Consider the following 26,679-nt stretch of genomic DNA (forward strand, 5'->3'; position numbering starts at 1 on the left):
CGAGCGTCAGGCCTTGCGCGAGCGCGTCGTCTTCGCCGCGGCCGTCTTCCTGGCCGTGGCCGCCGTCTTCTTGGCGGCCGCGCTGCCGACCGCCTTGGTGGCGGTCTTGCGGGTCCCCGCTGCCGCCGCCAGCGTCTTCGCCGGGGTCTTCCGGCGTGCCGCGGGCACGGTGGCGTCGCTGATCCGGTCCGCGTCGAGGATCTCCCGCAGGAACTTGCCGGTGTGGCTGGCCGGGACCGCGGCGACCTCCTCGGGCGTGCCCTCGGCGACCACCAGACCGCCGCCGGCGCCGCCCTCGGGGCCCATGTCGACGAGCCAGTCGGCGGTCTTGATCACGTCGAGGTTGTGCTCGATGACGATGACCGTGTTGCCCTTCTCCACCAGGCCGGAGAGCACCTTCAGCAGCTTGCTGATGTCCTCGAAGTGCAGACCGGTGGTCGGCTCGTCCAGGACGTAGACCGTACGGCCGGTGGAGCGCTTCTGCAGCTCGCTGGCGAGCTTGACGCGCTGCGCCTCACCGCCGGACAGGGTGGTCGCGGACTGGCCGAGGCGGACGTAGCCGAGGCCGACGTCGTTCAGCGTCTTGAGGTGGCGGTTGATCGCCGGGACGGCCTCGAAGAAGTTCATGGCTTCCTCGATCGGCATGTTCAGGACCTCGGCGATGGACTTGCCCTTGTAGTGGACCTCCAGGGTCTCCCGGTTGTACCGGGCGCCGTGGCAGACCTCGCACGGGACGTAGACGTCCGGGAGGAAGTTCATCTCGATCTTGATCGTGCCGTCGCCCGCGCAGTTCTCGCAGCGGCCGCCCTTGACGTTGAAGGAGAAGCGGCCCGGCATGTAGCCGCGGACCTTCGCCTCGGTGGTCTCGGCGAACAGCTTGCGGATGTGGTCGAAGACGCCGGTGTAGGTCGCGGGGTTCGAGCGCGGGGTGCGGCCGATCGGCGACTGGTCGACGTGCACGACCTTGTCGACGAGGTCGTCGCCCTCCACGCGTGTGTGCCGCCCGGGAACGCCTCGCGCGCCGTTCAGCTCGCGCGCCAGGTGGGTGTAGAGGATGTCGTTGACCAGGGTGGACTTGCCGGACCCGGACACGCCGGTGACCGCCGTGAACAGGCCCAGCGGGAAGGACACGTCGATGTCCTTGAGGTTGTTCTCGCGGGCGCCGTGCACGGTGAGCTGCCGGGACGGGTCGCGCGGGCGGCGCACGTCGGGCAGCGGGATGGCCTTGCGGCCGGAGAGGTACTGGCCGGTCTGCGACTCCTTGTTGGCGAGGAGTTCCTTCAGGGAGCCGCTGTGCACGACCTTGCCGCCGTGCTCACCGGCGCCGGGGCCGATGTCGACGATCCAGTCGGCGACCTTGATGGTGTCCTCGTCGTGCTCGACGACGATGAGCGTGTTGCCCATGTCGCGCAGCCGGACCAGGGTCTCGATCAGCCGGTGGTTGTCGCGCTGGTGCAGGCCGATGGACGGCTCGTCGAGGACGTACAGGACGCCGACGAGGCCGGAGCCGATCTGGGTGGCCAGCCGGATGCGCTGGGCCTCGCCGCCGGAGAGGGTGCCGGCCGCGCGGTTGAGCGAGAGGTAGTCCAGGCCGACGTCGACGAGGAACCGCAGCCGCTCGTTGACCTCCTTCAGGACCCGCTCGGCGATCTTCTTGTCGCGGGCGGTCAGCTTGAGCCGTCCGAGAAAGTCCGCGCAGTCGCTGATCGACATCGCGGAGACCTCGGCGATCGACTTCTCCATGATCGTGACCGCGAGGACGACCGGCTTCAGGCGCGTGCCCTCACAGGAGGGACAGGGCACCTCGCGCATGTAGCCCTCGAAGCGCTCACGGCTCGCGTCGGACTCGGCCTCGCTGTGCCGGCGCTTGACGAAGGGCACCGCGCCCTCGAAGGGCGTGGTGTACACGCGCTCGCGCCCGTAGCGGTTGCGGTAGCGGACCTCGATCTGCGTCTTGTGGCCGTGGAGCAGGGCCTTCTTCGCGCGCTGCGGCAGGCCCGCGAAGGGGATGTCGGTGCGGAAGCCGAGGGCGTCGGCGAGCGCGCCGACCAGACGGTCGAAGTAGTCCCTGGTGTGACCGTGCGACCAGGGGTGGATGGCGCCCTCGTCGAGGCTCTTGTCGGGGTCCGGGACGATCAGCTCCGGGTCGACCTCCATGCGCGTGCCGATGCCGGTGCACTCGGGGCAGGCGCCGAAGGGCGAGTTGAAGGAGAAGGAGCGCGGCTCCAGCTCCTCGAAGGACAGGTCGTCGTACGGGCAGTACAGGTGCTCGGAGTACATCCGCTCGCGCTCGGGGTCGTCCTCGGGGAGGTCGACGAAGTCGAGCACGATCATGCCGCCGGACAGCCCGAGGGCGGTCTCCACGGAGTCGGTGAGGCGGCGCTTGGCGGAGTCCTTCACCGTGAGGCGGTCGACGACCACCTCGATGGTGTGCTTCTCCTGCTTCTTCAGCGTGGGCGGGCTGGAGAGCTGGATCGTCTCGCCGTCGACGCGCGCGCGGGAGTAGCCCTTGGCCTGGAGGTCGGAGAAGAGGTCGACGAACTCGCCCTTGCGCTCGCGCACCAGCGGCGAGAGCACCTGGAAGCGGCTCCCCTCCGGCAGCTCCAGCACCCTGTCGACGATGGCCTGCGGCGACTGGCGCGTGATGGGACGGCCGCACTCGGGGCAGTGCGGCTTGCCGATGCGCGCGAACAGCAGACGCAGGTAGTCGTAGACCTCGGTGATGGTGCCGACCGTGGAGCGCGGGTTGCGCGAGGTCGACTTCTGGTCGATGGAGACGGCCGGGGACAGTCCCTCGATGAAGTCGACGTCCGGCTTGTCCATCTGGCCGAGGAACTGGCGCGCGTACGAGGAGAGCGACTCCACGTAGCGCCGCTGGCCCTCCGCGAAGATCGTGTCGAAGGCCAGGGAGGACTTGCCCGACCCGGACAGGCCCGTGAAGACGATGAGCGAGTCACGGGGCAGGTCGAGCGAGACGTTCTTCAGGTTGTGCTCGCGCGCGCCACGGACGATGAGACGGTCGGCCACGCCGGTCCGCACCTTTCTTGAGAGAAGTGACAGGGGCGGGGCCCCCGTCTTTCCCAGACTAGGGGGAGCCACTGACAACGCCGGTCGGATTCATGTGTTGCCAACAAACCCCGGCTCTCCAGCATGCCCGACGCCACGACCGACCATATAGCACGTGCATTCGAATTACAGCACTGCTTCGCCGACTTCACCCGAAGGTGTGGCGCGGCTAATGTCAGCACCATGATTGATCACGCGCATGACCTGGCGTCTGTACGTGGCGCCACCGACCGACTGCTCAGCGCAGTCGCCGAACTGGACAACGCATCGGTGGCCGAGCCGTCACGGCTGCCCGGCTGGAGTCGCGGACATGTCCTGGCTCACATCGCCCGCAACGCCGACGCCCTCGTGAACGTCCTCGAGGGCCGGCCCATGTACGTCTCCGCCGAGGCCCGGGACGCCGACATCCAGCGGGACGCGCCGCGTGCCCTGGACGCCCAGCTCGCCGATCTGCGCGAGAGCGGCGCGCGCTTCCAGGCGGCCGGTGCGGCGCCCCAGGACTGGTCGCGGACGGTCGAACTGCGCAACGGCGTGACCGACGCCGCCGCCCGGGTGCCGTTCCGGCGCTGGGCCGAGGTGGAGCTGCACCACGTGGACCTGGGGATCGGCTACGAGCTGGAGGACCTGCCGGCCGACTTCACCGAGCGGGAGATCGACTTCCTCGCGGCCCGGTTCAGCGGCCACCCCGAGGTGCCGGCGACCCGGATCACGGACGGCACGCGCGTGTGGCGCACCGGACGGGGTGATCGGGAAGGCGCCGGCACCCAGGCCACGGGCACCGAGGGCGCGGACGCCGAGGTCACCGTCTCCGGCGAGCCGGCCGACCTGCTGGGCTGGCTGGCCGGGCGTCGCGACGGGGCCGCGCTCAGCGTGGACGGCGGCGCGCTGCCGGGCCTGCCGCCCCTGTAGGGAGCGGCTCCGGCGTTCTCCTGCGGCGTCCCGGCGATAGGCTGACGGTCATGACGTACAGCGGACAGGTGACGGTCGGCGGCCCGGCGGACGTGCACGAGCTGAAGGACCTGATGATCACCAAGATCGCGGTCGGCCCCATGGACAACAACGCCTATCTGCTGCGCTGCCGGGCCACGGACGAACAGCTCCTGATCGACGCGGCCGCCGACGCCCACACGCTGCTCGGCACGATCGGTGACGACGGCATCGCGTCCGTCGTCACCACCCATCGCCACCCCGACCACTGGCAGGCGCTCGCCCAGGTCGTGGCGGCCACCGGCGCCCGGACCTACGCGGGCCGCGACGACGCGGAGGGCATCCCCGTGGCCACCGACGTCCTGATGGACGACGGCGACACCGTCCGGGTCGGGCAGGTGGAGCTGACCGCCCGCCACCTCGTGGGCCACACGCCCGGCTCGATCGCGCTCGTCTACGACGACCCCCATGGGCATCCGCACGTCTTCACCGGCGACTGCCTCTTCCCCGGCGGCGTGGGCAACACCCGCAAGGACCCGAAGGCGTTCGCCAGCCTGATCCACGACGTCGAGACCAAGATCTTCGATGTCCTGCCCGACGAGACCTGGGTCTACCCGGGCCACGGCGACGACACCACGCTGGGCTCGGAACGGCCGCATCTGCCGGAGTGGCACGCGCGCGGCTGGTGACGGGCGGAGGGTTGCGCCGAAGGTCCGCGCGCCCCGCGTGAACGCCGTGCACGCGGGGCCGTTCACGAGACTGCAACACCCGTTCCCACCATGCGGACAGGTGTGGGCGTGACCTCGACAAACGCGGTGATCGCTGCCACTCTCCCGCCATGCACCCTGCCCTCCGCGCCGTGCGCGGCGCCGTCGCCGCCGCCTCCGTAGCCCTCCTCGCCACCGCCGTCGGCTGCGCGCCGCAGCCGGAAGGGGACGCCACGGCCAAGCCGTCGGGGTCGGCCGGCGGATCGTCCTGCGCCCCCGGGAAGTTGGCCACGAAGACGCCGGGCAAGGTCACCGTCGCCACCGACGACCCCGCCTACGAGCCGTGGTTCAAGGACGGCAAGCCCGCGAACGGCAAGGGCTTCGAGTCGGCGGTCGCCTACGCCGTGGCGCAGCGGCTCGGCTACGGCACGCACGCCGTGGTGTGGCAGAGCGTGCCGTTCAACAAGGCGTTCGCGCCCGGCGAGAAGACCTTCGACTTCGACATCAACCAGGTCTCCATCAGCGACGAGCGCAAGAGGGCCGTGGACTTCTCGTCCGGCTACTACGACGTTCGCCAGGCGGTCATCGCGCTCAAGGAAGGCAAGGCCGCGAAGGCGAAGAGCATCGCCGACCTGAAGGGCCTCAAGCTGGGCGCCCAGGTCGGCACCACGAGCCTGAACTACATCGACGACGTGGTGCGGCCCACCCGGCCGGCGGCCGCGTACGCCAAGAACGACCAGGCCAAGTCCGCGCTGAAGAACGGTCAGGTGGACGCCATCGTCGTCGACCTGCCCACCGCCTTCTACATCACCTCCGCCGAGGTGACGGACGCGGAGATCGTCGGCCAGTTCGAGAACCAGGGCGCCGCGCCGGAGCAGTTCGGCCTCGTGCTCGACAAGGGCAGCGCGCTCACCCCGTGCGTGACCACCGCGGTGGACGCCCTGCGCAAGGACGGCACGCTGGCGAAGCTCGAGCAGCAGTGGCTTTCCGACGCGGTCGACGCGCCGGTGCTGAAGTGACGGAGCCGCGATGACCGTCATGAAGGAGGAGTCGGGAGAGGACTCCGGCAGCGGTTCCGGCGACGGCCTGCCCGACGGGTACACCCCGTCGCGGCGCCGGCTGGAGCGGGAGCGTTTCCGGCGCATCCGCGCCCGGCGCGCCACCGCCGTCGCGGCGCTCTCCACGCTCGTCACGGGCGTCCTGCTCTACATGGTCGTCGATAGCGCGCCCGGCTGGCCGCGCACCAAGGAGACGTTCTTCAGCGCGCGGTACGCGCGTGAGGCGCTGCCCAAGGTGCTCGACGGGCTGTGGCTGAACGTGCGCCTGCTGCTGGTCTGCGGGGCCGCGGTGCTCGTCCTCGGCATGCTGATCGCCATCGCCCGCACACTGCGTGGCCCGGTGTTCTTCCCGCTGCGGGTGCTCGCGGCGGCGTACACGGACTTCTTCCGCGGGCTGCCGCTCATCATCAACCTGATGATCGTGGTCCTGGGTGTGCCGGCCCTGCGGCTGCAGGGCGTCAGTGTCGATCCGGTCCTCCTCGGCGGTACGGCGCTGACGCTGACGTACTCCGCGTACGTCGCCGAGGTGTTCCGCGCCGGCATCGAGTCCGTCCATCCCTCCCAGCGCGCCGCCGCCCGCTCCCTGGGCCTGAGCAACCGTCAGGCGCTGCGGTACGTGGTGCTGCCACAGGCCGTGCGCCGCCAGGTGCCGCCCCTGCTGAACGACCTGGTGTCCCTGCAGAAGGACACCGGCCTGGTGTCGATCGGCGGCGCCGTGGACGCCGTACGCGCCGCGGACATCATCGTCGGCCGCAGCCTCAACTACACGCCGTACATCGTCGCGGGGCTGGTCTTCGTGGCCCTGACCATCCCGATGACCCGCCTCACGGACTGGGTGACGGCCCGGATGGACCGTCAGCGGGCACAAGGAGGTTCCCTGTGAGCGACGCGCCCGTGCTGCGCATGGAGGCCGTCCGCAAGACCTTCGGCGGCTCGGTGGTCCTGCGGGACGTCGACCTCGAGGTCGCACCGCATACGGTGACCGCGCTGATCGGCGCCTCCGGCTCCGGGAAGTCGACCCTGCTGCGGTGCGTGAACCTGCTGGAGGAGATCGACGACGGCGCGATCTGGCTGGACGGCGAGGAGATCACCGACCCTCGGGTGGACCAGGACGCGGTGCGGCGCCGGATCGGCGTCGTCTTCCAGGCGTACAACCTCTTCCCGCACATGACCGTGCTGGACAACATCACCCTCGCCCCGCGCCGCGTCCACGGCGTCTCCCGCGCCGGCGCCGAGGCACACGCGCGTGAGCTGCTTGAGCGACTCGGGCTCGGCGACAAGGCACGCGCCTACCCGGACCGGCTGAGCGGCGGCCAGCAGCAGCGCGTGGCGATCGCGCGCGCCCTGGCCGTACGGCCCCGGCTGCTCCTGCTCGACGAGATCACCGCAGCCCTCGACCCGGAACTGGTCGGCGAGGTGCTCGACGTGGTGCGCGGACTGAAGGACGAGGGCATGACCATGGTCCTCGCCACCCACGAGATGGGGTTCGCCCGCGACGTCGCCGACCAGGTGTGCTTCCTGGACGGCGGGGTCGTCCTGGAACGCGGCACAGCGCAGGAGGTCTTCGGCGACCCGCAGCAGGAGCGCACCCGGCGTTTCCTGCGGCGGATCGTGGAGGCGGGGCGGCTGTAGGAACCGCCGGACGCCGATGGCCGGCCGGGCATCCGGTAAGGGGCGCCCCGCCATGGCCGGCGGGGCTTACGCGTCGGCCTGTGCCGCGCCCACCAGAGCGGCGACCCGTTCCACGCCGAAGACGTACCCCTGCACGCCGCACCCGGCGATGACGCCGTCGGCGCGCACCGAGATGTAGGAGTGGTGCCGGAAGGACTCCCGCTGGTGGATGTTGGAGATGTGCACCTCGATCACCGGCAGGCCGTCGCAGGTGTTGAGGGCGTCGAGGATCGCGACCGAGGTGTGCGAGTAGGCGGCCGGGTTGATGACGATCCCGCAGTGGTTCAGCCGTGCCTCCTGGATCCAGTCGACCAGCTCGCCCTCGTGGTTGGACTGCCGGAAGTCGATCGTGCCGCCGTGCGCGGCAGCCGCCTTGGCGCACAGCGCCTCGACGTCGGCGAGCGTGTCGGAGCCGTAGATCTCCGGCTGGCGCTGCCCGAGCAGGTTCAGGTTGGGGCCGTTCAGGATCATGATCGGGGCGTTGGCCAGGGTGCGGGGCACGGTTCCTCCGGTCCGTTCGGGGTCGGCGGCCCGGCGGGGCCGCTGCTCGCTCCTCGGTCTATCACGGTGCCCCGGCCCGCCGACGGGCCCTCCCCCGCACTCACTCCCTCTCCCGGCGCATCACCGTCGCCCGCCGAGAGCCCCGTGCCCCCACGCGCCCCGTAACCGTGGGTGAGCGCGGGTGGTTGACGCGGCATGCACGACGTACGCAGCGCGAGGACACCGTCCATGCCACGGCTCGCGGTCGCCTCGCTCGCGGGCATGGCCATCGAGTTCTACGACTTCTTCGTCTACGGGACCGCGGCCGCTCTGGTCCTCGGCCCGCTGTTCTTCCCGGCCTTCTCACCGCTGGCGGGGACCATGGCCGCCTTCGCGACGTTCGGCGTGGGATTCGTCGCCCGCCCGCTGGGCTCGGTGCTCTTCGGGCACATCGGGGACCGACACGGACGGCGTCCGGTGCTGATGGCCTCCCTGCTGCTGACGGGCGTGGCGACGGTGGGGGTCGGCTGTGTGCCGACATACGGCACGATCGGCGCCGTCGCCCCGCTGCTGCTGGTCGCCCTGCGGTTCCTGCAGGGGCTCGGGCTCGGCGGCGAGTGGGGCGGTGCGGTGCTGCTCACCGCGGAGCACGCCCCGCCGGCGCGCCGCGCACTGTGGTCGAGCTTCCCGCAGGTGGGGCCGGCGGTGGGGTTCCTGCTCGCCAACGCGATGGTACTGGCGCTCTCCGCGGTGCTCACGGACGCCGAGTTCGCCACCTGGGGATGGCGGGTGCCGTTCTGGGCGGCGGGTGTGCCGGCGCTAGCAGGGCTGTGGCTGCGGTCGTCGCTCGCCGAGAGCCCCCGGTTCCTGGAGATCGACGACCACGCGCGCGTGCCGCTCGCCGAGCTGGTGCGCCATCACGGGCGGCTGGTGCTGCTCACGGCCGGTGCGCTCGCCGCCGGATACGCGATCTTCTACGCCGTGACGACCTGGTCGCTGGCCTACGCGACGGAGCGGCTCGGGGTGGGCCGCCCCGTGATGCTGGGCTGCATCATGGCGGCCGTGGTGCTCAAGGGCGCGCTGACGCCGCTGGCGGCGATGCTCGGCGATCGTTTCGGGCGGCGGCCACTGTGTCTGACGGGGTGCGCGGCCTCCGCCCTGTGGATGTTCCCGATGGTCGCGCTGCTCGCCACGGGCGAGCCGCTGGCGATGTTCCTCGGCATCGCGGGCGCTCTGATCGCGTTCGTGACCATGTTCGCCGTCATCGCCGCCTACCTGCCCGAGCTGTACGAGCCGCGGGTTCGCTGCACCGGCGCGGCGGTCGGCTACAACCTCGGCGGGGTCCTCGGGGGCGCGCTGACCCCGATCGTGGCGACCGCTCTGGCCGGGCAGGACGGCCGGGTGCCGTGGGGCGTCGGCGCGTATCTGACCGGGATCGCCCTGCTCAGCCTCGGCTGTTTCGCCCTGCTGCCGGAGACCCGCCCCGTACCGGTGCCGCCGGTCGTCAGCCCGGCCGCCGGCACTATGGATTGATCGCCAACTCCAGATATGCCGCGAAGAGCACCAGGTGCACGCCTCCCTGGAGCGGTGTGGCCCGGCCCGGCACGACGGTCAGCGAGGCGACCACCACGGTCAGGGCCAGCAACACCATGTGGAGGGAGTTGAGGCCGAGGACCAGCGGCCCGGACAGCCAGACGGACGCCAGGGCGACCGCGGGAATGGTCAGGCCGATGCTGGCCATGGAGGAACCGAGGGCCAGGTTCAGGCTGGTCTGCACCCGGTCGCGGCGCGCGGAGCGCAGCGCGGCGATGGTCTCGGGCAGCAGTACCAGCAGCGCGATGATCACGCCGACGACAGCGTGATGGAGCCCGGCGGCGGCCACGCCCTTCTCGATCGTCGGCGACACCCCCTTGGCGAGACCCACCACTCCGATCAGGGCGAGGCCCAGCAGGCTCAGGCTGATCTTCGCGGTCCGGGCGGTGGGAACCTGCGCATGGTCGTCCTCGGTGATGACCTGGCCGTCCCGGGTGAGCGGGAGGAAGTAGTCGCGATGTCGCATGGTCTGCGTCGCCACGAACAGCCCGTACAGGATCAGGGAGGACAGCGCGGCGAAGGTGAGCTGTGCCGTGGAGAACTCCGGTCCCGGCTTGCTCGTGGTGAACGTCGGGAGCACCAGGCTGAGCGTGGCCAGGGTCGCCACCGTGGCGAGGGCGGCGCCGGTGCCTTCCGGGTTGAAGATCGCGGTGCCGTGGCGCAGCGAGCCGACGAGCAGGCTGAGTCCGACGACGCCGTTGCAGGTGATCATCACGGCGGCGAACACCGTGTCCCGGGCGAGGGTGGCGGACTTGTCGCCACCGTCGACCATCAACGTGACGATCAGCGCGACCTCGATGATCGTGACGGCGACGGCGAGGACGAGCGATCCGAAGGGTTCGCCGACCCGGTGGGCGACCACCTCCGCGTGGTGTACGGCGGCCAGAACGGATCCGGCGAGGACGACCGTCATCAGAGCGACGACCGCGCCGGGCATGTCGCGTCCCCAGGTGAAGACCAGCAGCACGACCGCGAGGACGGGCACGAGGGACGTCCACTGGGCGGTGAGCGACCTGAGCCGAGCGATCATGGGCCGATCGTCACAGAGGGGGCCGGGCTTCGCATTCCGGTGATCCGGTGCGTGCACCGGTCCGGCGCCTTCCGGGGTCGGAGTCGGGATGGTGGGGTTCTTGCTACGCCGGATAGGGCGTCTCCTCTCGGTCGCCGTCGGTGAGGTACGGAGGGGCGCACCCGACGGGCGGGGCGGGCCGCGGTCGTCATGCGGGACCGGCCGCGGTGGTCCGACGCGGCCGGCCGGCGTTGTCAGGCGTGGCCGGCCGTGTCGGAAGCGACCGGCCGCCGCTGTCAGGCCTGGACGTTGTCCTTCGGGGCCTCGGCGCTGTGCTGCTCCGCCGCCTCGACGGCCGCCTGCTTGCGGGAGGCCCGCAGGCTGGTGAGCGTCGTGACGAACAGGACGGCGACGATGACCCCGAGGGAGACCGGGATGCTGATCTCCGGCACATGGACGCCCGACTCGTGCAGCGCGTGCAGCACCAGCTTGACGCCGATGAAGCCCAGGATGATCGACAGGCCGTAGCTCAGGTGCACCAGCTTCCTCAGCAGGCCGCCGATGAGGAAGTACAGCTGCCGGAGGCCCATCAGCGCGAAGGCGTTGGCCGTGAAGACGATGTACGGGTCCTGGGTCAGACCGAAGATCGCGGGGATGGAGTCCAGGGCGAACAGCACGTCGGTGGTGCCGATCGCGAGCATGACCACGAGCATCGGGGTCATGACCCGCTTGCCGTTCTGCCGGAGCCACAGCTTGGTGCCGTGATAGCGGTCCGCGACACCGAACCTGCGCTCGACGGCCTTCAGGAGCTTGTTCTCCTCGTACTCCTCGTCCTCCTCGTCGGCTCGGGCCTCCTGGATGAGCTTCCAGGCGGTCCAGATCAGGAAGGCCCCGAAGAGGTAGAAGACCCACGAGAAGCTGGCGAGGATCGCGGCACCCGCGGCGATGAAGACGGCCCGCAGGACCAGGGCTATGAGCACACCGACGAGGAGCACCCGCTGCTGGTACTGCGACGGGACCGCGAACTTCCCCATGATCAGGACGAACACGAAGAGGTTGTCGACGCTCAGCGACTTCTCGGTGATGAAACCGGCGAAGAACTCGCCGGCGGGCTGTCCGCCGCCGAAGACGAACAGGCCGAGTCCGAAGAGCGCCGCGAGGGCGATCCAGACGACCGTCCAGATCCCGGCTTCCTTGACGGACACGTCGTGCGGCTTGCGGCCGATGAAGAAATCGACCGTGATCAGGGCGGCGAGGCCCACGATGGTCAGGACCCACAGGGTCATCGAAACGTCCACTGCACCTCCGGCAGTCATCACGGCACGTAGCCGGCGTCTTCGCTACCGGAGGTCTCTTCCACCCGCGAACGGGCCGGCGCCCCGGGATCAGTGGTGATCCGTATTGACGGGAACGCCGCAGCGACAGGGAGTACTCCCCTCCGTGCCGTCAACAGTACCGAATCACCAAGGAAAGGTAAAGCGATAGGCAAAGGAAAGGCCAAAATCACTGGTGGGAGGCGCTTTACGCGTACTTGGTGCGTTCGGCGGACACGTGGGTCAGGACCTGACGGAGCACCTGACTGCCGGGCGGCACGAGCGCGGGCTCGTACGTCCAGGCGTGCCCGACCCACGGGTCGGCCAGGTGGTCGTCGGGCACCGGAGTCAGCCGCAGCAGGGCCCGCCACAGCGGATCCAGCAACGGACCGTAACCGGCGGCGTCCTCACGGTCGGCGACCATCATCAGATGCACCCCGACGGAGGGCCCCTCGTCGGCGAGGTAGCGCAGCTGGGTCACGGCGCGGTCGTCGAAGCCGTGCGGGAAGTCGTTGACCACCAGCAGCTGCTGGGCGGTGTCGAAGCCGGGCGGCAGGGAGTCGGCCGCGCCTCCGCGCACCGCCATCTGCACCAGGTCCACGCGCTGCGTCAGCCGGCCCAGCACGTCCGCCACACCGGCGGCGCCCACGGCCGGCGGCCCGGCGAGCACGCCGGTGTCCGTCAGCGGCGCCAGGGCGGATGCCGCCGCACCGGCCGGGTCGATCACGTGCACGGTGAACTCCCCCGCAGGATGCGCGGCGAGCAGCCGCGCGGCATGCGCGACCGCCGCCTCCATGGCCAGCCGTCGCCTGTCGTGGTCGTCGGTGAAGACCCCCGCCGGCGACGCCACGCGCCCGCTGTCGATCCACAGGCCGCGCTCCAGCGGCAGCCGCACGAGCATCGGGATGCGCAGCCGGTCGCTCTCGGGCAGGGTCAGATCGCCCAGACGCAACGCCATCGGCATCTCCATCGGCATCCGGTAGCCGTGCCAGACCGGGCTGTCCCAGCGGGCGTACGCGGGCGGCAGGGCGGGCTCCACGACCTCGGCCTCGGCCATCAGCTGGGCCACGTCCCGGTCGAACGCCTGCCGGGCCTGCTCGACGAGCGCGCCGTAGCGGACACGCGCCTCCTCACGGGCCGCGTCCCCCTGGCCGCCGATCCGGCTGCGGGGGTCGGACAGGATCCGGTCGAGCTCCTGCTCCTGCCGGGTCTCCGCGAAATCGACGGCGCTGCGACAGGCGGCGGCCGTGCGGGCGAAGTCCTCGAACATGCCCCACACCTGGTTGTAGAGCCGCTCGTCCATCGTCCAGCCGGTCGCGTCACCGGCGACGGGCTGGGCGGGCTGCCCGGGCGGCGGGGCCGGTGCGCTCGGCGGGGGCGGGGGCGGGGCGGTGTGCCGCCGCCCGGGGTGGGTGTAGTCGATCGGGCCACCCGTGGCGGCCGACGGCCGCTCCGATACGGCGGGCGCCGGCCGGTCCGTCACGGCGGCCGGTTCCCCCGCGACTCCGGGCGTCTGCGGGGGAACGCCGGCAGGCTGCGGAGGTACGGCCCCCGGCGTGCCCTGCGGGGCGGGGCCGCCCTGCGGAGCCGAGCCGCCGGCGGTGGCCGGGTCCGCCTGAGCGGCGAGGCCGCCCTGTATCGGGGCCGCCGTCTGACGGGTGGGCGCGCCGTCCGGGAGGCGCGGCGCCTGGACGGAGCGGGTGAGCCCTTGTGCCACCGCCTCGTTGATGCCGTTCGCCAGCTGCCGGGCCTCGGCCAGGCCCTGGTCGGCGAGGAGTTCCGCGAGCCCTCCGGCGTATCCCTGGCCGACCGCGCGGACCTTCCAGGCGCCCTGTCTGCGGTACAGCTCCAGGGCGATGACCGCGGACTCGGCGTCCAGGCCGGTGAGGGTGAAGGTGGCGACCTCCCCGCCGTCGAGGCCGGTGACCGCGACGAACGGGGCGGCGACCGCGCCGAAGCGGTCCGGGCCGCCGGTGCCCGTGGGCAGGGCGATCACTACGTTGACGCGGTGCACGGCGTCCGGGACGGCGTCCAGGTCCACCGCGAGACGGTGGGCGGCGGCGGCCTGCCGCGGGACTTCGAGGCCGGGCAGGGCGGGGGCGCCGGGGTGGACCACGCACTGCGGTCCGCGCACTGTGCCGGACTCGTCGACGAGCGTCGCGGCGGCCACGACCGGGGCCGCGGCCGAGACCCGGATCTCCAGGCGCACCTGATCCAGCGGATGGTTCTGCCCCCGCACCAGCTCCGCGGTCATCGCTCAAGTCCCCCTCGGTGTCACCGTGTCGTGTGGCGCGCCGCCCGCGCCCGCCCCGTTATGCGCCTACAGCAGCGGCCAGATGGTCGGCATCAGGTCCTGGAAGGTGCGGCCGTTGGCCGGGGATCCCAGGGCCGTCATCGTCCAGCCGCTGCCCGCCCGGTGCACCTTCGCCATGATCTGGGCCGTGTAGGCGCCGCCGCCCGCGAGCGTGTAGCGGGCCAGCTCCTGGCCGTTGGTCTCGTCGACCAGGCGGCAGAACGCGTTCTGCACCTCCTGGAAGGTCTGCCCGGTGAAGGAGTTCACCGTGAAGACGATCTGGTCGATGTGGACCGGGACGCGCTGCAGGTCGACGAGGATGGCCTCGTCGTCACCGCCCTGGCCGACGCCGCCGACGAGGTTGTCTCCGGTGTGGCGCACGGAGCCGTCGTCGCTCACCAGATGACGGAAGAAGACGACGTCGACCGGCTGCTTGTCCGCGAAGAGGACGGCGGAGGCGTCGAGGTCGATCTCGCGGGTGCGGGAGCCGAACAGGCCGCGGCGGGGGGCCGCCTGCCAGCCGAGGCCCATGCGCACCGCGGTCAGGCTGCCACCGTCGTCCTTCTGCAGACTGATGGCCTGACCCTTGGTCAAGTTGACGGTCACGCGCTGATTCCCCTCTCGAGCAGTCCCCTGTTGCCGCAAAGTCCGCGGTTGATCAGAACCCTACGCAGCCGCACTGACAGTGCCGAACCCCGGCGCGTGCTTTGTGTCGGTCTTGCAACACAGTGCGTGCGCACCGGGGTCCGGGTGGGAGGGGTGACTCCGGCCGTCAGGCCAGGCCCGCCTCCTTCATCTGGCGCAGCTCCTTCTTCATCTCGGAGACCTCGTCGCGCAGCCGGGCGGCGATCTCGAACTGCAGGTCCGCGGCGGCGGCCCGCATCCGCTCGGTGAGCTCCTCGATCTGCCCGGCGAGCTCGGTGGCCGGCTGGTCGGTCGGCACGGTCTCCTTGGCCTTGCCCTTGGCCGCCTTGGTGCTCTTGGCTACCTTGGTGGTGTGCGCGCCGAGGGAGGGCACGGGTGCCTTGGTGCCGCGGCCGTCCTTCTTCGCCCGGTAGCCGGTGCCGAGCAGCTGCTCGGTGTCGACGTCCTCGCGGGCGATCTGGGCGACGATGTCGTTGATCTTCTTGCGCAGCGGCTGCGGGTCGATGCCCTTGGCCTTGTTGTAGGCGACCTGCTTCTCCCGGCGGCGGTTGGTCTCCTCGATGGCCTTCTCCATCGCCGGGGTGATCTTGTCGGCGTACATGTGGACCTCGCCGGAGACATTGCGCGCGGCGCGGCCGATCGTCTGGATCAGCGAGGTGCCCGAGCGCAGGAAGCCCTCCTTGTCGGCGTCGAGGATCGCCACCAGCGAGACCTCGGGCAGGTCCAGTCCCTCACGCAGCAGGTTGATGCCGACCAGGACGTCGAACTCGCCGGAGCGCAGCTCGCGCAGCAGCTCGACGCGGCGCAGGGTGTCGACGTCGCTGTGCAGATAGCGCACCTGGATGCCGAGCTCCAGGAAGTAGTCCGTGAGGTCCTCGGCCATCTTCTTCGTGAGCGTGGTGACCAGGACGCGCTCGTCCTTGTCGACCCGCTTGCGGATCTCGTGCACCAGGTCGTCGATCTGCCCCTCGGTGGGCTTGACGACGACCTCGGGGTCGACCAGGCCGGTGGGGCGGATGATCTGCTCGACCACGCCCTTGGAGCGCGACAGCTCGTAGGTGCCGGGGGTGGCCGACAGGTAGACCGTCTGCCCGATGCGCTGCTGGAACTCCTCCCACTTCAGCGGCCGGTTGTCCAGGGCGGAGGGCAGCCGGAACCCGTGCTCGACGAGGGTGCGCTTGCGGGAGGCGTCGCCCTCGTACATGGCGCCGATCTGCGGGACCGTGACATGTGACTCGTCGATGACCAGGAGGAAGTCCTCGGGGAAGTAGTCGAGCAGCGTGTTCGGCGGGGTGCCCGGGGCGCGGCCGTCGAAGTGCATCGAGTAGTTCTCCACGCCGGAGCAGGTGCCGATCTGGCGGAGCATCTCCAGGTCGTAGGTGGTGCGCATCCGCAGCCGCTGCTCCTCCAGGAGCTTGCCCTGCTTGCGCAGCTCGGCCAGGCGCTCCTCGAGCTCGCTCTCGATCCCCTTGATGGCGCGCTCCATGCGCTCGGGGCCGGCGACGTAGTGGGAGGCGGGGAAGACGTACAGCTGCTGCTCGTCGCTGATGATCTCGCCGGTGATCGGGTGCAGCGTGGTGAGCGCCTCGATCTCGTCGCCGAACATCTCGATGCGGACGGCCAGCTCCTCGTAGACCGGGAAGATCTCGATGGTGTCGCCGCGGACCCGGAAGGTGCCGCGGCTGAAGGCCATGTCGTTGCGCGCGTACTGGATGTCGACGAAGCGGCGCAGCAGCTCGTCGCGGTCGATCTCCGCGCCGACCTTCAGCGGGACCATGCGGTCCACGTACTCCTGGGGGGTGCCGAGGCCGTAGATGCAGGACACGGAGGCGACCACGACGACGTCGCGGCGGGTGAGCAGCGAGTTGGTCGCGGAGTGGCGCAGCCGCTCGACCTCCTCGTTGATCGAGGAGTCCTTCTCGATGTAGGTGTCCGACTGCGGGACGTACGCCTCGGGCTGGTAATAGTCGTAGTACGAGACGAAGTACTCGACCGCGTTGTTCGGCAGGAGCTCGCGGAACTCGTTCGCCAGCTGGGCGGCCAGCGTCTTGTTCGGCGCCATCACCAGGGTGGGGCGCTGGAGCTTCTCGATCATCCACGCGGTGGTGGCGGACTTGCCGGTGCCGGTCGCGCCCAGCAGGACGACGTCCTTCTCACCGGCCTGGATGCGCCGGGCCAGGTCGGCGATGGCCGCCGGCTGGTCGCCGTTGGGCTGGTAGGGGCTGACGACCTCGATGGGCGCCACCGTGCGTTCGATGTGGGAAACGGGCCGCATGACATCAACCGTACGACCCGCCACTGACAACGGGGTCCGCTCAGCGGTTCTGCGGGGCCCGCGAGCGGTCTCGGACCAGGTCGCGGCCGGGGCTCAGGCTCGCGCGGCGGGCGGGCCGGTGGGCCGTCGTGTGGGCGGGGACTCCGGGCCGGGGCTCGGCGGCGGGCCGGGAGAGCCGGCCCGCGGCCATCTTCGGATCGAAGATCACCACGGCCGCGGCCAGGCAGAGGAGGGCGAGCGGCCCGATCAGCATCGGGGCGAGCAGGGACGCCGGCGAGTCGCCCTCGCCGGGGGCGCCGGTGCCGTGGAGGTGAACGCTGAGGGCGGCCATGCCGGTGTAGTGCATACCGCTGACGGCGAGGCCCATGACGAGGCTGGCGCCCACGCTCCACAGGAAGCCGCGTACCTGCCCGGCGGCCCACAGCGCTGCGGTGGCGGCGGCCATGCCTATGACGACGGAGGCGGCGACGGTGACGGTGTTGTACTCCAGCCGCCCGTCGAAGCGCAGACCGGCCATGCCGAGGTAGTGCATGGAGGCGATGCCCAGGCCGGTGATGGTGCCGCCGGTGAACAGCGCCGTTCCGGTGGCGCCCCGGTAGCCGACGATGAAGATCCCGATGCCGACCATGACGACGGCGACGCCGAGGCTCGCGTAGGTCATGGGTTTGTCGTAGTGGATCGGGGCCTGGTCGATGGTGAAGCCCATCATCGCCACGAAGTGCATCGTCCAGATGCCGGAGCCGATGGCCGTCGAGCCGAGGGCCAGCCAGCCCGGGCGCCACGAGTGGGCGAAGAGGAGCGCGCGAGTGGTGCAGCGCAGGCCGAGGGCGCCGCCGAGGCAGGCCATGAGGTAGGCCACCACCGGTGTGACGAGTCCGTAGCTGAATCCGTCGACCGTGCCCTGCATGCGCGGCTGCCCTTCCGCCCTGTTCCGCCCGGAATCTCCTGAAATGCACCCCCTCCCGGGCGCGCACCAGCGGCCAGGGTTGAGGCAGAGAGTATGGCCCCCACCGGAATGGTCGAACGATTTTCCGGCAAAGAAACACGCCCTTACCTCAGATGTGCGCCCACAGTGAGCGGACTTGAGCAACTCCATTCAATCTGTGGCCATTCTGCGTTCCTCCGTCGCTGACGCTCTGCTGTCAGAGTTGAGCTGTCTGTGATCGTTATCTGTGATCGTCCGACGCGAGGAGTCCGCATGCACGCGCGCGCACTTGCCGCCACGACCACCGCGCTCCTGGCCAGCGCCATCCTCCTGTTCACCGCGTCCGGCACCCATGCCGCCGCCGACGAGCCCCCCGTGGTCATCGCGCACCGCGGCGCCTCGGCCTACGCCCCCGAGAACACCCTGCCCGCCATCGACAAGGCGGCCGCGCTCGGTTTGCGCTGGGTGGAGAACGACGTCCAGCGCACCAAGGACGGCAAGCTCGTCGTGATCCACGACGACAGCCTCAAGCGCACCACCAATGCCGAGGAGCTCTACCCCGACCGCGCGCCCTGGAAGGTGAAGGACTTCACCGCCGCCGAGATCGCCCGTCTGGACGCGGGCAGCTGGTTCGGCCCCGAGTTCGCGGGCACGCGCGTGCCGACGCTGGCTCAGTACATGCGCCGGGTCGAGCACAACCATGAGCGTCTGCTGCTGGAACTGAAGAATCCGGAGCTCTATCCGGGCATCGAACGGCAGACCCTCAAGATCCTGGCCAACGAGGGCTGGCTCGACGCGCCGCATCTGACGGACCGCCTGATCATCCAGAGCTTCAGCACGGACAGTGTGCGCACGGTGCATGAGCTGAAGCCGGCGGTGAAGACCGGGTTCCTCGGCACCCCGAACGTGGCGGACCTGCCGGGTTACGCGGGCTTCGTCGACGAGATCAACCCGACGTTCAGCTCCCTCTCCACGTCCTACGTCGACGCCGTCCACGCTCTCGTCGGCGCGCACGGCAAGCCGCTGGAGGTATCCACCTGGACCGTCGACGACGCCGACAGCGCCCGCAAGGCCGCCGGGTACGGCGTGGACGGCGTCATCTCCAACAAGCCCGACGTGGTGCGCGCGGCGCTCGACGGGTAGGCGGGACGGGCCGCCAAGGTCCGCTCCGCGCGGCGTTGTCAGTGGCGGGTCGTACGGTGGTCGCATGAACAGCCATGGGGGTGACGAGCGGCGGGTCGTGTGGGCCGTCACGGACACCGGCATCGGCCCGCTGCTGCTGGCGGCGACCGGTGAGGGCCTGGTCAGCGTCGTGTTCCACGCGAGGGAGGCGGTCCGCGACCGGGCGCTGGAGCGCCTCGCGGACCGGCTGGGCGCCGAGCCCGTCGAGGCGCCCGGTTCGCCGCTGCTGGCCGAGGCGATACGCCAGGTCGGGGAGTACTTCTCCGGTACCCGACGGGCCTTCGCACTGCCCCTGGACTGGTCGCTGATCTCAGGTTTCAACCGGCAGGTGCTGCGCGAGCTGGCCGAGGGCGTGCCCTATGGAACGGTCGTCGGGTACGGCGACCTGGCCCGCCGGGTCGGCCAGCCGGGCGCGGCCCAGGCGGTCGGTATGGCGATGGGGGCCAATCCACTGCCGGTCGTGGTGCCCTGCCACCGAGTGGTGGAGAGCGACGGCGGGATCGGCGGTTTCGGGGGTGGGCTGGAGACCAAGCGCCGACTGCTCGCATGGGAAGGAGTGCTGCCCGAGCCGCTGTTCTGAGGCGCAGACGGCTGGGGCGCCGGTGTTTCAGACTGCGGGTCCCGGCTCAGTCGTAGTGCCGGGCCTCGAAGACGTTGCCGTCCAGGTCGCGGAAGTAGAAGCTGCGACGGGCCGCGCCGCGGGCGCCGAAGGAGTCGTGAGCGAGGTCGGAAACCGGGACGGCGCCTTCATGAAGACGTGCGCGCAGGGCGTCGAAGGCGTCCCGGGTCAGGGACAGGCAGATGTGGTTCACCGGGTGGCCCGCGCTGTCCGCGGCGCCGGGCAGCATCGTCATCCGCTGGGCCGTGCTCAGCGGCATCAGGTCGATGATCGTCTCCTCGTTGACCCGTACGGAGGGAAAGGGCGCCCGACCGTCGCAGAACTCGGCGAGCCGGACCGGTGCCAGGCCGACCGCATTCTCGTAGAAGTCGGCCGCGGCGACCGGGTCGCGCACCCAGACGACGACATGGTCGAGACGTGGCGAGTTGTCCGTCATGCGTCCAGGTTGATCGTCGTCCTCGACCGCCGCAAGGGTTTGGCCGGGGCCGCCGCCCGCCAGAGATGAGACAGGAGCGACAGACAGGAGGCTGAAGCCGTGGTGCTGGTGGTGTCCGAAGAGGTGCGGGAGTCGCTCGCCGCGCGACGACCGGTGGTGGCGCTGGAGTCCACGATCATCGCGCACGGGCTGCCACGGCCGCGCAACCTGCAGGTGGCGCTGGAGCTGGAGGCCGCCGTGCGGCAGGAAGGCGCGGTGCCGGCGACGATCGCCGTCCTGGACGGCACCCCGCTCGTCGGCCTGGACAAGGAGCAGCTGGAGCGGGTCGCGAACGAGGACGGCATCCGCAAGCTGGGCCACCGTGACCTGCCGCTCGCCGTGGCGTCGGGGGCGAGCGGGGCGACCACGGTGTCGGCGACGGCCCAGCTCGCGGCGCTGGCCGGCCTGCGGGTGTTCGCCACGGGCGGGCTCGGCGGCGTGCACCGGCAGTGGACCCTCACCCAGGACGAGTCCGCCGACCTGGGGCTGCTGGCCCGGACGCGGATCACGGTGGTGTGCGCGGGCGTGAAGTCGATCCTGGACGTCCCGGCGACGCTGCAGCGGCTGGAGACGCTGGGCGTGGCGGTGGCCGGGTACGGCACGGACCGCTTCCCCGGCTTCTATCTGTCCGACTCCGGCCATCCCGTGGACTGGCGGCTGGACACGCCCGAGCAGGTGGCCGCCGTGATGCGGGCGCAGGACGCCCTCGCCGCGCAGGAGTCCGCGCTGATCGTCGCCAACCCGGTGCCCGAGGCGGAGCAGCTCAATCCTCAGCTGCACGCGCGTGTGCTGGCCGAGGCGCTGCACGCGTGCGAGGCGGAGGGCGTCACCGGGCAGGCGGTCACGCCGTTCCTGCTCGACTACTTGGTGCGGCACACCGACGGCGCTTCGCTGAGCGCCAACCTCGCGGCGGTGCGCGGCAACGTACGACTGGCGGCGCGCATCGCGGCGGCGTGGACGCGGGCGTGAGCGGGACGGACCGCGCGGGCGCGGGCGGATCGGGGCACGGCAGCCGCGGTCCGGCAGGGCCGGGTGGGCTGCTGGTCGTGGGCGACGTGGTGACGGACGTCGTCGCCCGGCACCGCGGGGCGCCGGCCCGTGGCACCGACACGGCCGCCGCGATCCGGATCGTGCCCGGCGGCGCCGGCGCCAACGTGGCCTGCTGGGCGTCCCGTTGGGGATGGCACGACGTGCGGCTGCTCGGCCGCGTCGGGGCGGACACGGCGGAGTGGCACGCGCGGGAACTCCAGGCGTGCGGGGTACGACCGCGGCTGGTCGTCGATCCCGAGGCACCGACCGGGACGGTGATCTGCCTCGTGGACACCGTGGCCGCGGCGGAGCGGACCTTTCTCACCGACAGTGGCGCCTCCCTGCGCCTGGATCGCGGTGACTGGTCGGACGCCCTGCTGGACGGTGTGGCGTGGCTGCATTTGTCGGGCTACCTGCTGTTCTCCGAGCCGAGCCGCGGACTGGTGGCCGCCGCTCTGGACGCGGCACGCGCGCGGGGCGTGCCGGTCAGCGTGGATCCCGCGTCGTCCGGGTTCCTCACGGAGTTGGGCGTGGACCGGTTCCTGACGCTGGTGGAGGGGATCGATGTCCTGTTGCCCAGCCGCGACGAGGCGTGCCTGCTCACCGGGTTGTCCGACGCGGCCGACGCGGCGGCCGAGCTCAGCCGCCGGGTCCCGCTCGTAGTGGCCACGTCGGGTGTCGAGGGGGCGTTGGTGGCCCGGTCAGGGGTCGTGTGCGCCCGGGTTCCGGCGTTCCCGGCCACGGCCGTGGACACCACCGGCGCCGGGGACGCCTTCACGGGCGGTTTCCTCGCCGCTCTGCTGTCCGGTGCCGACCCGCGGGAGGCGGCGGCGGAGGGCTGCCGGGCGGGCGCGCTCGCGGTGACCCAGGTGGGCGGCCGCCCCGGACGGCCCGTCTGACGGCGCGCCAGGCCAGGCTCCTGCCCGACGAAGGCGTTACACCGTGCGCCCCCATGCGGAAATCATCGGAGCCGTCGCCAGGTCCATGGTGCCCGAGGCGACGTTGCCCAGATGGCGGTCGATGTCCTCGTCCGTGGCGAGTCCGGCCTCGACGAGCCGGGAGCGGATCTGGCGGACGGTGGCGGCCTCCAGGGCGGTGCAGGCGGGCGAGCTGAGCGGAAAGTAGGCGTCCGCCTCGACCTGCCGCAGACCCGCCTCGCGCAGCAGACGCGGAAGTTTGCGGCCGTAGGTCAGGTCGGCGCCGCGGTCGGCCAGCAGGGAGCGGAAGCCCTGGCGCAGCCGGTTGGCCAGTTGCTGCTCGGGGCCGTGCTCGTCGGGGCAGACCAGCGGTTGCAGGGCGGGGTCGGCGTCCTCGATCAGCAGCCGTCCGCCGGGGCGCAGGGCCCGCACCATCGCCGCCAAGGCCCGTTCCCGGTCCGGGACATGCACCAGGACGAGACGGGCGTGGACGAGGTCGAAGCCGGCCCCCGGCGGTTCCTCGGCGCCCACGTCGTGGACGCGGACCTCCACCGGGGGCCGGGCCGCGGCGGCGAGCCGGGTGGTGTCGATGTCGGTCGCGACGACCCTGCCGGTCGGGCCGACCTTCTTGGCCAGCCAGGAGACGACGGAGGTGCCACCGGCGCCGACCTCCCAGCAGCGCCAGCCGGGCCCGACGCCGAGCCGCTCCAGGTGCCGGAACGTGACGGGGTCGAAGAGATCGGTGAAGGCGTCGAAGCGTTCCGCCGCCTCGCTCTGCCGGTTGTCCAGGAGGTAGCCGTCGTCGTCGGTTCGCGTCATGCCGCGATCATCCCAGTCGTCCGGCTCGCAGGGAGCGGTCGACGCTCGGGTACCGGGCGCTCGGCCGTGCAGCTCGTTGTCCACAGGCGGGAACCAAGCGGAATTTCGTCCTCCCACAGGCCCGCCCGCCTGTCTAGGCGGACTGGCAGACTGGCGGCTCCGGCGCGGCTCCTCGTGCCGGCAGGGGGCGCGGCGATGCGGCGCGGGGAGATCCACACGAGGAGATCCGTATGTCGATGGCAGGGAATCTGCGGAAGGTCACGGGGCTGGGCAGGGTCGGCGGACTGCGCGGAGTGGCGCGGCTGGCGCGGCGGCGACCGAAGGTGGACCTGAGTCATCCGGCGCGCTCCCCGCTCGGTTCCTCGGTGGTCAACTGCGTGACGTACCTCGGCGGAGTGCGCGCGCCGGCCGCCGGGGATCTGGTGGAGGCCGTGCGGCAGGTACGCAAGAGCGGGGACGGCTTCGTCTGGCTCGGTCTGCACGCGCCGACGGACCAGGAGTTCGCGGGCATCGCCGAGCTGTTCGACCTGCACCCGCTGGCAGTGGAGGACGCGGTCGAGGCGCATCAGCGCCCCAAGGTCGAGCGGTACGGCGACGTGCTCTTCGCGGTGTTCAAGACGGTCTGCTACGTCGAGCACGAGCAGCTCACAGCGACCAGCGAGGTGGTCGACACCGGGGAGATCATGGCCTTCGTCGGACCGGACTTCGTCATCACGGTGCGGCACGGCCGGCACGGCTCGCTGGGCCCGGTGCGCGAGGGACTGGAGGCCGATCGGCAGCAGCTCGCCAAGGGGCCGTCCGCGGTGCTGCACGCGATCGCGGACCATGTCGTCGACGACTATCTCGGCGTCATCGACTCCGTGCAGGCGGACATCGACCAGGTGGAGACGGACGTGTTCGCGGAGACCGGTGCACGGGTCGATCCGGGACGCATCTACCAGCTCAAGCGCGAGCTGCTGGAGCTGAAGCGGGCCGTGGTGCCGCTCGGCCGGCCGCTGCTGGAACTCGCGGACCAGCCGATGCGGGTGATCGAGCCGGAGATACAGGCCTACTTCCGGGACGTCTCCGACCATCTGCTGCGTGCCACGGAGCAGATCGCCGCCTTCGACGAGCTACTGAACTCGATCCTCCAGGCGCACCTCGCGCAGGTCACCGTCGCGCAGAACGAGGACATGCGGAAGATCACGGCATGGGCCGCGGTGATCGCCGTACCGACGATGGTGTGCGGCGTGTACGGCATGAACTTCGACCACATGCCGGAGCTGCACTGGAGGTTCGGCTACGGGCTGGTCATCGCGGTGATATCCGTCGCCTGCATGGCGCTGTACCGGGGTTTCCGGCGCAACGGCTGGCTGTGACGACGGCCGCCGCGGCGCGCTGCGGACGGGGAGGTGCGGTCTGCCGGCCGGTGACGAGCGGGACCGCTCACCCCTGGGCGTAGACGCGCTCGGCCCAGGATGCGATCTGCCCATCGGACAGGTGCCGGACGAGGTCGGCCTCACTGATCATGCCGACCAGCCGCTTGTTGTCGATGACGGGGAGCCGGCGGATGCGGTGCTGCTGCATCTCGCTCAGGACCTCGCTGATGTCGGCGTTCGCGTCGATCCAGCGCGGGGTGCCCTTGGCCAGGTCGCCGGCCGTGACACGGGCGGGGTCGTGGCCCATGGCCACGCAGCCGACGACGATGTCGCGGTCGGTGAGGATGCCGCACAGCCGCTCGTTCTCGTCGCTGATGGGCAGGGCACCGACGTTGAGTTCGCGCATCAGCTGGGCGGCGCGGTCGAGGGTTTCATGGGCGGGGATCCACTGGGCACCTCGGTGCATGATGTCTCCGGCAGTGGTCATGGAGTACCTCCCTGAGCCGGACGGCCGGCGCGGCGCGGGTCGCACCGCGGTCTCGGCGTCGTCCATTCTCTCCGCGCCCGCCGTGCGCCGCACCTTCGACCACCCGGCCCGCCCCCGCGCGACCCGTCCGGTTCCCGTGCGGCGCTCACCCGCTCCACGCCGGGTGTCGTGGGTCGTCGGCGCGTACCAGGACGTCGGCGGTCCCGGCCGGGTCGGTCTCCTCGGCGTAGCGCTCGTAGGCGGGGAGCGTCCAGTGCTCGGCCTCCGGGGTACGGCGGCGCAGCGCTCCCGGGGAGAGGAGGACGTGGACGGTGAGATCGAAGGGGAACCAGTGCCGAAGGAGGAGAGGACCGTGCAGCAACAACGCCGCACCCGGCGGAAGCCGGACGTAGGGGCTGCGGGTGGCGCGGTCGGTGACCGGGTCCCACAGGTCCGGCAGCACGCGTCCGTTGCCGCCGGGTTCGAGCGGTCCGAACACCTCACGCCACAGGGCTTTGGTGTCGAACCAGCCGTCGTAGTACGCCTCCAGGTCATGCCGGCCGTACTCCAGACGCAGCGACGCGGGGCGCAGGAAGCCCTCGGTGCCGACGACGAGGGAGGGGCGGCCGCGGACCCGCAGAGCCTGGCTCACGCGCTCGGCGAGGTCGCCCGGGCGGGCGGCCGGGGCGCCGTCGAAGGCGATCCGCGGCCAAGGACCGCCGTCGGCCGGGGTCAGGCCGAGCAGCCGCTCCGCGAGCCGGTCGGCGAGCAGGTCCCAGGTGATCGCTTCGAGTCGCACAGGGCCCATGATGCGACACTCACCAGCACCGCTGCGCGGGGGTCCGGGCGGACGACGGCGCCGAAGGCAGCGCGCTCGCGCATGCCGTGCGGCACGCGCGCGAGGCCCGCGCAGCGCTCGCATCCGGGCGGTGGGGCGGGTGGCGTCGGGCCCGGTGGTGGGCATGAACCGGGTATGTCTTCCGCGACTCCCCCGACCGGTCCGGGCCTCGTCGTCGTCCAGCCGTTGCGGCACAAGCGGTGCGCGGCGTGCGGGCGCGGTCCGTTGCCGATGCTCGTCCTGGAGAGCGGCGTACCGCGCTGCCTGGACTGCGCGGACCTGGGGCATCTGGTGTTCCTGCCGCGCGGGGACACGGCGCTGACCCGTCGGTCGCGGGAGGAGAGCAGCCTGTCGGCGGTCGTCGTGCGGTTCAACCGGCGCAAGGCGCGCTACGAACGGCAGGGCGTCCTGGTGGAGGAGGTGGCGCTGGCCCGGGCCGAGGAGCGCTGCCTCGCGGACGCGGAGGCGCGGCGGCGGCGCCGGGCGCGGGACGCTCGCCGGCGGGCGGCCGAGGACACGCGGTTCACGGCGGCGTTCGCGGCCGAGATCCAGCGGTTGTTCCCCGGTTGCCCGGACGAGCGGGCGCAGGCCATCGCCGCCCACGCCTCGGTGCGCGGCAGCGGACGGGTGGGGCGCAGCGCGGCGGGACGGGCGCTGTCGCAGGACGCGGTGGCCGCGGCGGTGCGCGCGGCCGTGCGGCATCTGGACACGCCGTACGACCGGCTGCTGATGAGCGGGATACCGCGCCATGAGGCACGGCGGCGGATCGCGCCCCGCCTGGAGGCGGTGCTCGCGCGGTGGCGGTACGGGGAACTGCCGTCCGCCGGGTAAGGCTCGGCCCAGGCAAGAGGGGTGAGGCCCTCGAAGGATCACCCTCCGCGGGATCGGCACCCCGGCCCCTGGACGCTCGCGTATGCGTGCGCGCGGCTCGGCGATGGCCGTGCCCGGGCCGTGGCGCTTGGCTGGGGGTGACGGCGGGCGTTCGCCCGGGCAGGATCTACGGCATTTGCCACG

24 protein-coding genes are annotated in these 26,679 nt (G+C 71.4%); 12 read left to right on the forward strand and 12 right to left on the reverse strand.

Going from position 1 to position 26,679, the window contains the following annotated elements:
- Window positions 1-6: 6 nt before the first annotated feature.
- On the reverse strand, window positions 7-3,027 hold the full coding sequence (gene uvrA, locus AB0J12_RS27005) for an excinuclease ABC subunit UvrA (protein WP_363267014.1): 3,021 nt from the start codon (window positions 3,025-3,027) through the stop codon (window positions 7-9).
- Between the two features lie 222 nt (window positions 3,028-3,249).
- Here uvrA and AB0J12_RS27010 point away from each other — a divergent pair, with 222 nt between their 5' ends.
- From AB0J12_RS27010 to AB0J12_RS27030, 5 genes are all read left to right on the forward strand, one after another.
- Window positions 3,250-3,975: a maleylpyruvate isomerase family mycothiol-dependent enzyme gene (locus tag AB0J12_RS27010; protein WP_363267015.1), complete on the forward strand. Its 726-nt coding sequence runs from the start codon at window positions 3,250-3,252 to the stop codon at window positions 3,973-3,975.
- 50 nt (window positions 3,976-4,025) lie between these two features.
- Window positions 4,026-4,682 (forward strand): MBL fold metallo-hydrolase, encoded by a 657-nt coding sequence (locus AB0J12_RS27015; protein ID WP_363267016.1) that lies wholly within the window; start codon window positions 4,026-4,028, stop codon window positions 4,680-4,682.
- A gap of 149 nt (window positions 4,683-4,831) precedes the next feature.
- Window positions 4,832-5,719, forward strand: a complete 888-nt coding sequence (locus AB0J12_RS27020; protein WP_363267017.1) for an ABC transporter substrate-binding protein — start codon at window positions 4,832-4,834, stop codon at window positions 5,717-5,719.
- A gap of 10 nt (window positions 5,720-5,729) precedes the next feature.
- Entirely contained in the window at window positions 5,730-6,641 is a 912-nt protein-coding gene (locus AB0J12_RS27025; RefSeq protein ID WP_363267019.1) for an amino acid ABC transporter permease, read from the forward strand.
- 20 nt (window positions 6,642-6,661) lie between these two features.
- The gene (locus AB0J12_RS27030) at window positions 6,662-7,390 is read left to right on the forward strand and encodes an amino acid ABC transporter ATP-binding protein (RefSeq protein ID WP_363267095.1); all 729 of its coding nucleotides are present in this window, start codon (window positions 6,662-6,664) and stop codon (window positions 7,388-7,390) included.
- A gap of 66 nt (window positions 7,391-7,456) precedes the next feature.
- Here AB0J12_RS27030 and aroQ read toward each other — a convergent pair whose 3' ends face one another.
- Entirely contained in the window at window positions 7,457-7,930 is a 474-nt protein-coding gene (gene aroQ, locus AB0J12_RS27035) for a type II 3-dehydroquinate dehydratase (RefSeq protein ID WP_363267020.1), read from the reverse strand.
- A gap of 228 nt (window positions 7,931-8,158) precedes the next feature.
- Here aroQ and AB0J12_RS27040 point away from each other — a divergent pair, with 228 nt between their 5' ends.
- Window positions 8,159-9,442 carry an MFS transporter gene (locus tag AB0J12_RS27040; RefSeq protein WP_363267021.1) on the forward strand — a complete coding sequence of 428 codons (1,284 nt, stop codon included), beginning with the start codon at window positions 8,159-8,161 and terminating at the stop codon, window positions 9,440-9,442.
- Here the strand turns inward: AB0J12_RS27040 and AB0J12_RS27045 are convergent.
- From AB0J12_RS27045 to AB0J12_RS27070, 6 genes are all read right to left on the reverse strand, one after another.
- Window positions 9,432-10,532 (reverse strand): ionic transporter y4hA, encoded by a 1,101-nt coding sequence (locus AB0J12_RS27045; RefSeq protein WP_363267022.1) that lies wholly within the window; start codon window positions 10,530-10,532, stop codon window positions 9,432-9,434. The two genes, AB0J12_RS27040 and AB0J12_RS27045, sit on opposite strands and share 11 nt — an antisense overlap.
- 275 nt (window positions 10,533-10,807) lie before the next feature.
- The gene (locus AB0J12_RS27050) at window positions 10,808-11,797 is read right to left on the reverse strand and encodes a TerC family protein (protein ID WP_363267023.1); all 990 of its coding nucleotides are present in this window, start codon (window positions 11,795-11,797) and stop codon (window positions 10,808-10,810) included.
- A 235-nt stretch (window positions 11,798-12,032) separates the two neighbouring features.
- On the reverse strand, window positions 12,033-14,078 hold the full coding sequence (locus AB0J12_RS27055) for a TerD family protein (protein ID WP_363267024.1): 2,046 nt from the start codon (window positions 14,076-14,078) through the stop codon (window positions 12,033-12,035).
- Between the two features lie 66 nt (window positions 14,079-14,144).
- Window positions 14,145-14,723, reverse strand: coding sequence for a TerD family protein (locus AB0J12_RS27060; RefSeq protein ID WP_363267026.1), 579 nt, complete (start codon window positions 14,721-14,723; stop codon window positions 14,145-14,147).
- A 166-nt stretch (window positions 14,724-14,889) separates the two neighbouring features.
- Window positions 14,890-17,037, reverse strand: a complete 2,148-nt coding sequence (uvrB, locus tag AB0J12_RS27065; protein WP_363267027.1) for an excinuclease ABC subunit UvrB — start codon at window positions 17,035-17,037, stop codon at window positions 14,890-14,892.
- A 40-nt stretch (window positions 17,038-17,077) separates the two neighbouring features.
- On the reverse strand, window positions 17,078-17,944 hold the full coding sequence (locus AB0J12_RS27070; RefSeq protein WP_363267028.1) for an MHYT domain-containing protein: 867 nt from the start codon (window positions 17,942-17,944) through the stop codon (window positions 17,078-17,080).
- Window positions 17,945-18,235: 291 nt separating this feature from the next.
- Between AB0J12_RS27070 and AB0J12_RS27075 the strand changes: the two genes are divergently transcribed.
- Entirely contained in the window at window positions 18,236-19,105 is an 870-nt protein-coding gene (locus tag AB0J12_RS27075; protein ID WP_363267029.1) for a glycerophosphodiester phosphodiesterase family protein, read from the forward strand.
- A gap of 64 nt (window positions 19,106-19,169) precedes the next feature.
- Window positions 19,170-19,724 carry a methylated-DNA--[protein]-cysteine S-methyltransferase gene (locus AB0J12_RS27080; protein WP_363267030.1) on the forward strand — a complete coding sequence of 185 codons (555 nt, stop codon included), beginning with the start codon at window positions 19,170-19,172 and terminating at the stop codon, window positions 19,722-19,724.
- A gap of 46 nt (window positions 19,725-19,770) precedes the next feature.
- On the opposite strand, the gene AB0J12_RS27085 is transcribed toward AB0J12_RS27080, so the two are convergent.
- Window positions 19,771-20,199: a VOC family protein gene (locus tag AB0J12_RS27085; protein ID WP_363267031.1), complete on the reverse strand. Its 429-nt coding sequence runs from the start codon at window positions 20,197-20,199 to the stop codon at window positions 19,771-19,773.
- A gap of 99 nt (window positions 20,200-20,298) precedes the next feature.
- On the opposite strand from AB0J12_RS27085, the gene AB0J12_RS27090 reads away from it, so the two are divergent.
- Window positions 20,299-21,207 carry a pseudouridine-5'-phosphate glycosidase gene (locus tag AB0J12_RS27090; protein WP_363267032.1) on the forward strand — a complete coding sequence of 303 codons (909 nt, stop codon included), beginning with the start codon at window positions 20,299-20,301 and terminating at the stop codon, window positions 21,205-21,207.
- On the forward strand, window positions 21,204-22,166 hold the full coding sequence (locus AB0J12_RS27095; RefSeq protein ID WP_363267033.1) for a sugar kinase: 963 nt from the start codon (window positions 21,204-21,206) through the stop codon (window positions 22,164-22,166). The genes AB0J12_RS27090 and AB0J12_RS27095 overlap by 4 nt, the downstream gene beginning before the upstream one ends.
- 36 nt (window positions 22,167-22,202) lie before the next feature.
- Here the strand turns inward: AB0J12_RS27095 and AB0J12_RS27100 are convergent, their stop codons facing one another.
- Entirely contained in the window at window positions 22,203-23,003 is an 801-nt protein-coding gene (locus AB0J12_RS27100) for a methyltransferase domain-containing protein (RefSeq protein WP_363267034.1), read from the reverse strand.
- Window positions 23,004-23,233: 230 nt separating this feature from the next.
- Between AB0J12_RS27100 and AB0J12_RS27105 the strand changes: the two genes are divergently transcribed.
- Complete coding sequence (locus AB0J12_RS27105) at window positions 23,234-24,361, forward strand: magnesium and cobalt transport protein CorA (protein WP_363267035.1); 1,128 nt, start codon at window positions 23,234-23,236, stop codon at window positions 24,359-24,361.
- A gap of 67 nt (window positions 24,362-24,428) precedes the next feature.
- Here the strand turns inward: AB0J12_RS27105 and AB0J12_RS27110 are convergent, their stop codons facing one another.
- A complete protein-coding gene (locus AB0J12_RS27110; protein ID WP_363267037.1) occupies window positions 24,429-24,848 on the reverse strand; it encodes a CBS domain-containing protein in 420 nt (139 codons plus the stop codon).
- A gap of 145 nt (window positions 24,849-24,993) precedes the next feature.
- The gene (locus AB0J12_RS27115) at window positions 24,994-25,626 is read right to left on the reverse strand and encodes a uridine kinase (RefSeq protein ID WP_363267038.1); all 633 of its coding nucleotides are present in this window, start codon (window positions 25,624-25,626) and stop codon (window positions 24,994-24,996) included.
- A 174-nt stretch (window positions 25,627-25,800) separates the two neighbouring features.
- On the opposite strand from AB0J12_RS27115, the gene AB0J12_RS27120 reads away from it, so the two are divergent.
- Complete coding sequence (locus tag AB0J12_RS27120; protein ID WP_363267039.1) at window positions 25,801-26,496, forward strand: DUF2293 domain-containing protein; 696 nt, start codon at window positions 25,801-25,803, stop codon at window positions 26,494-26,496.
- Window positions 26,497-26,679 lie beyond the last annotated feature (183 nt).

It is taken from the genome of Streptomyces sp. NPDC049915 (assembly GCF_040656475.1).
Classification (GTDB): Bacteria; Actinomycetota; Actinomycetes; order Streptomycetales; family Streptomycetaceae; genus Streptomyces.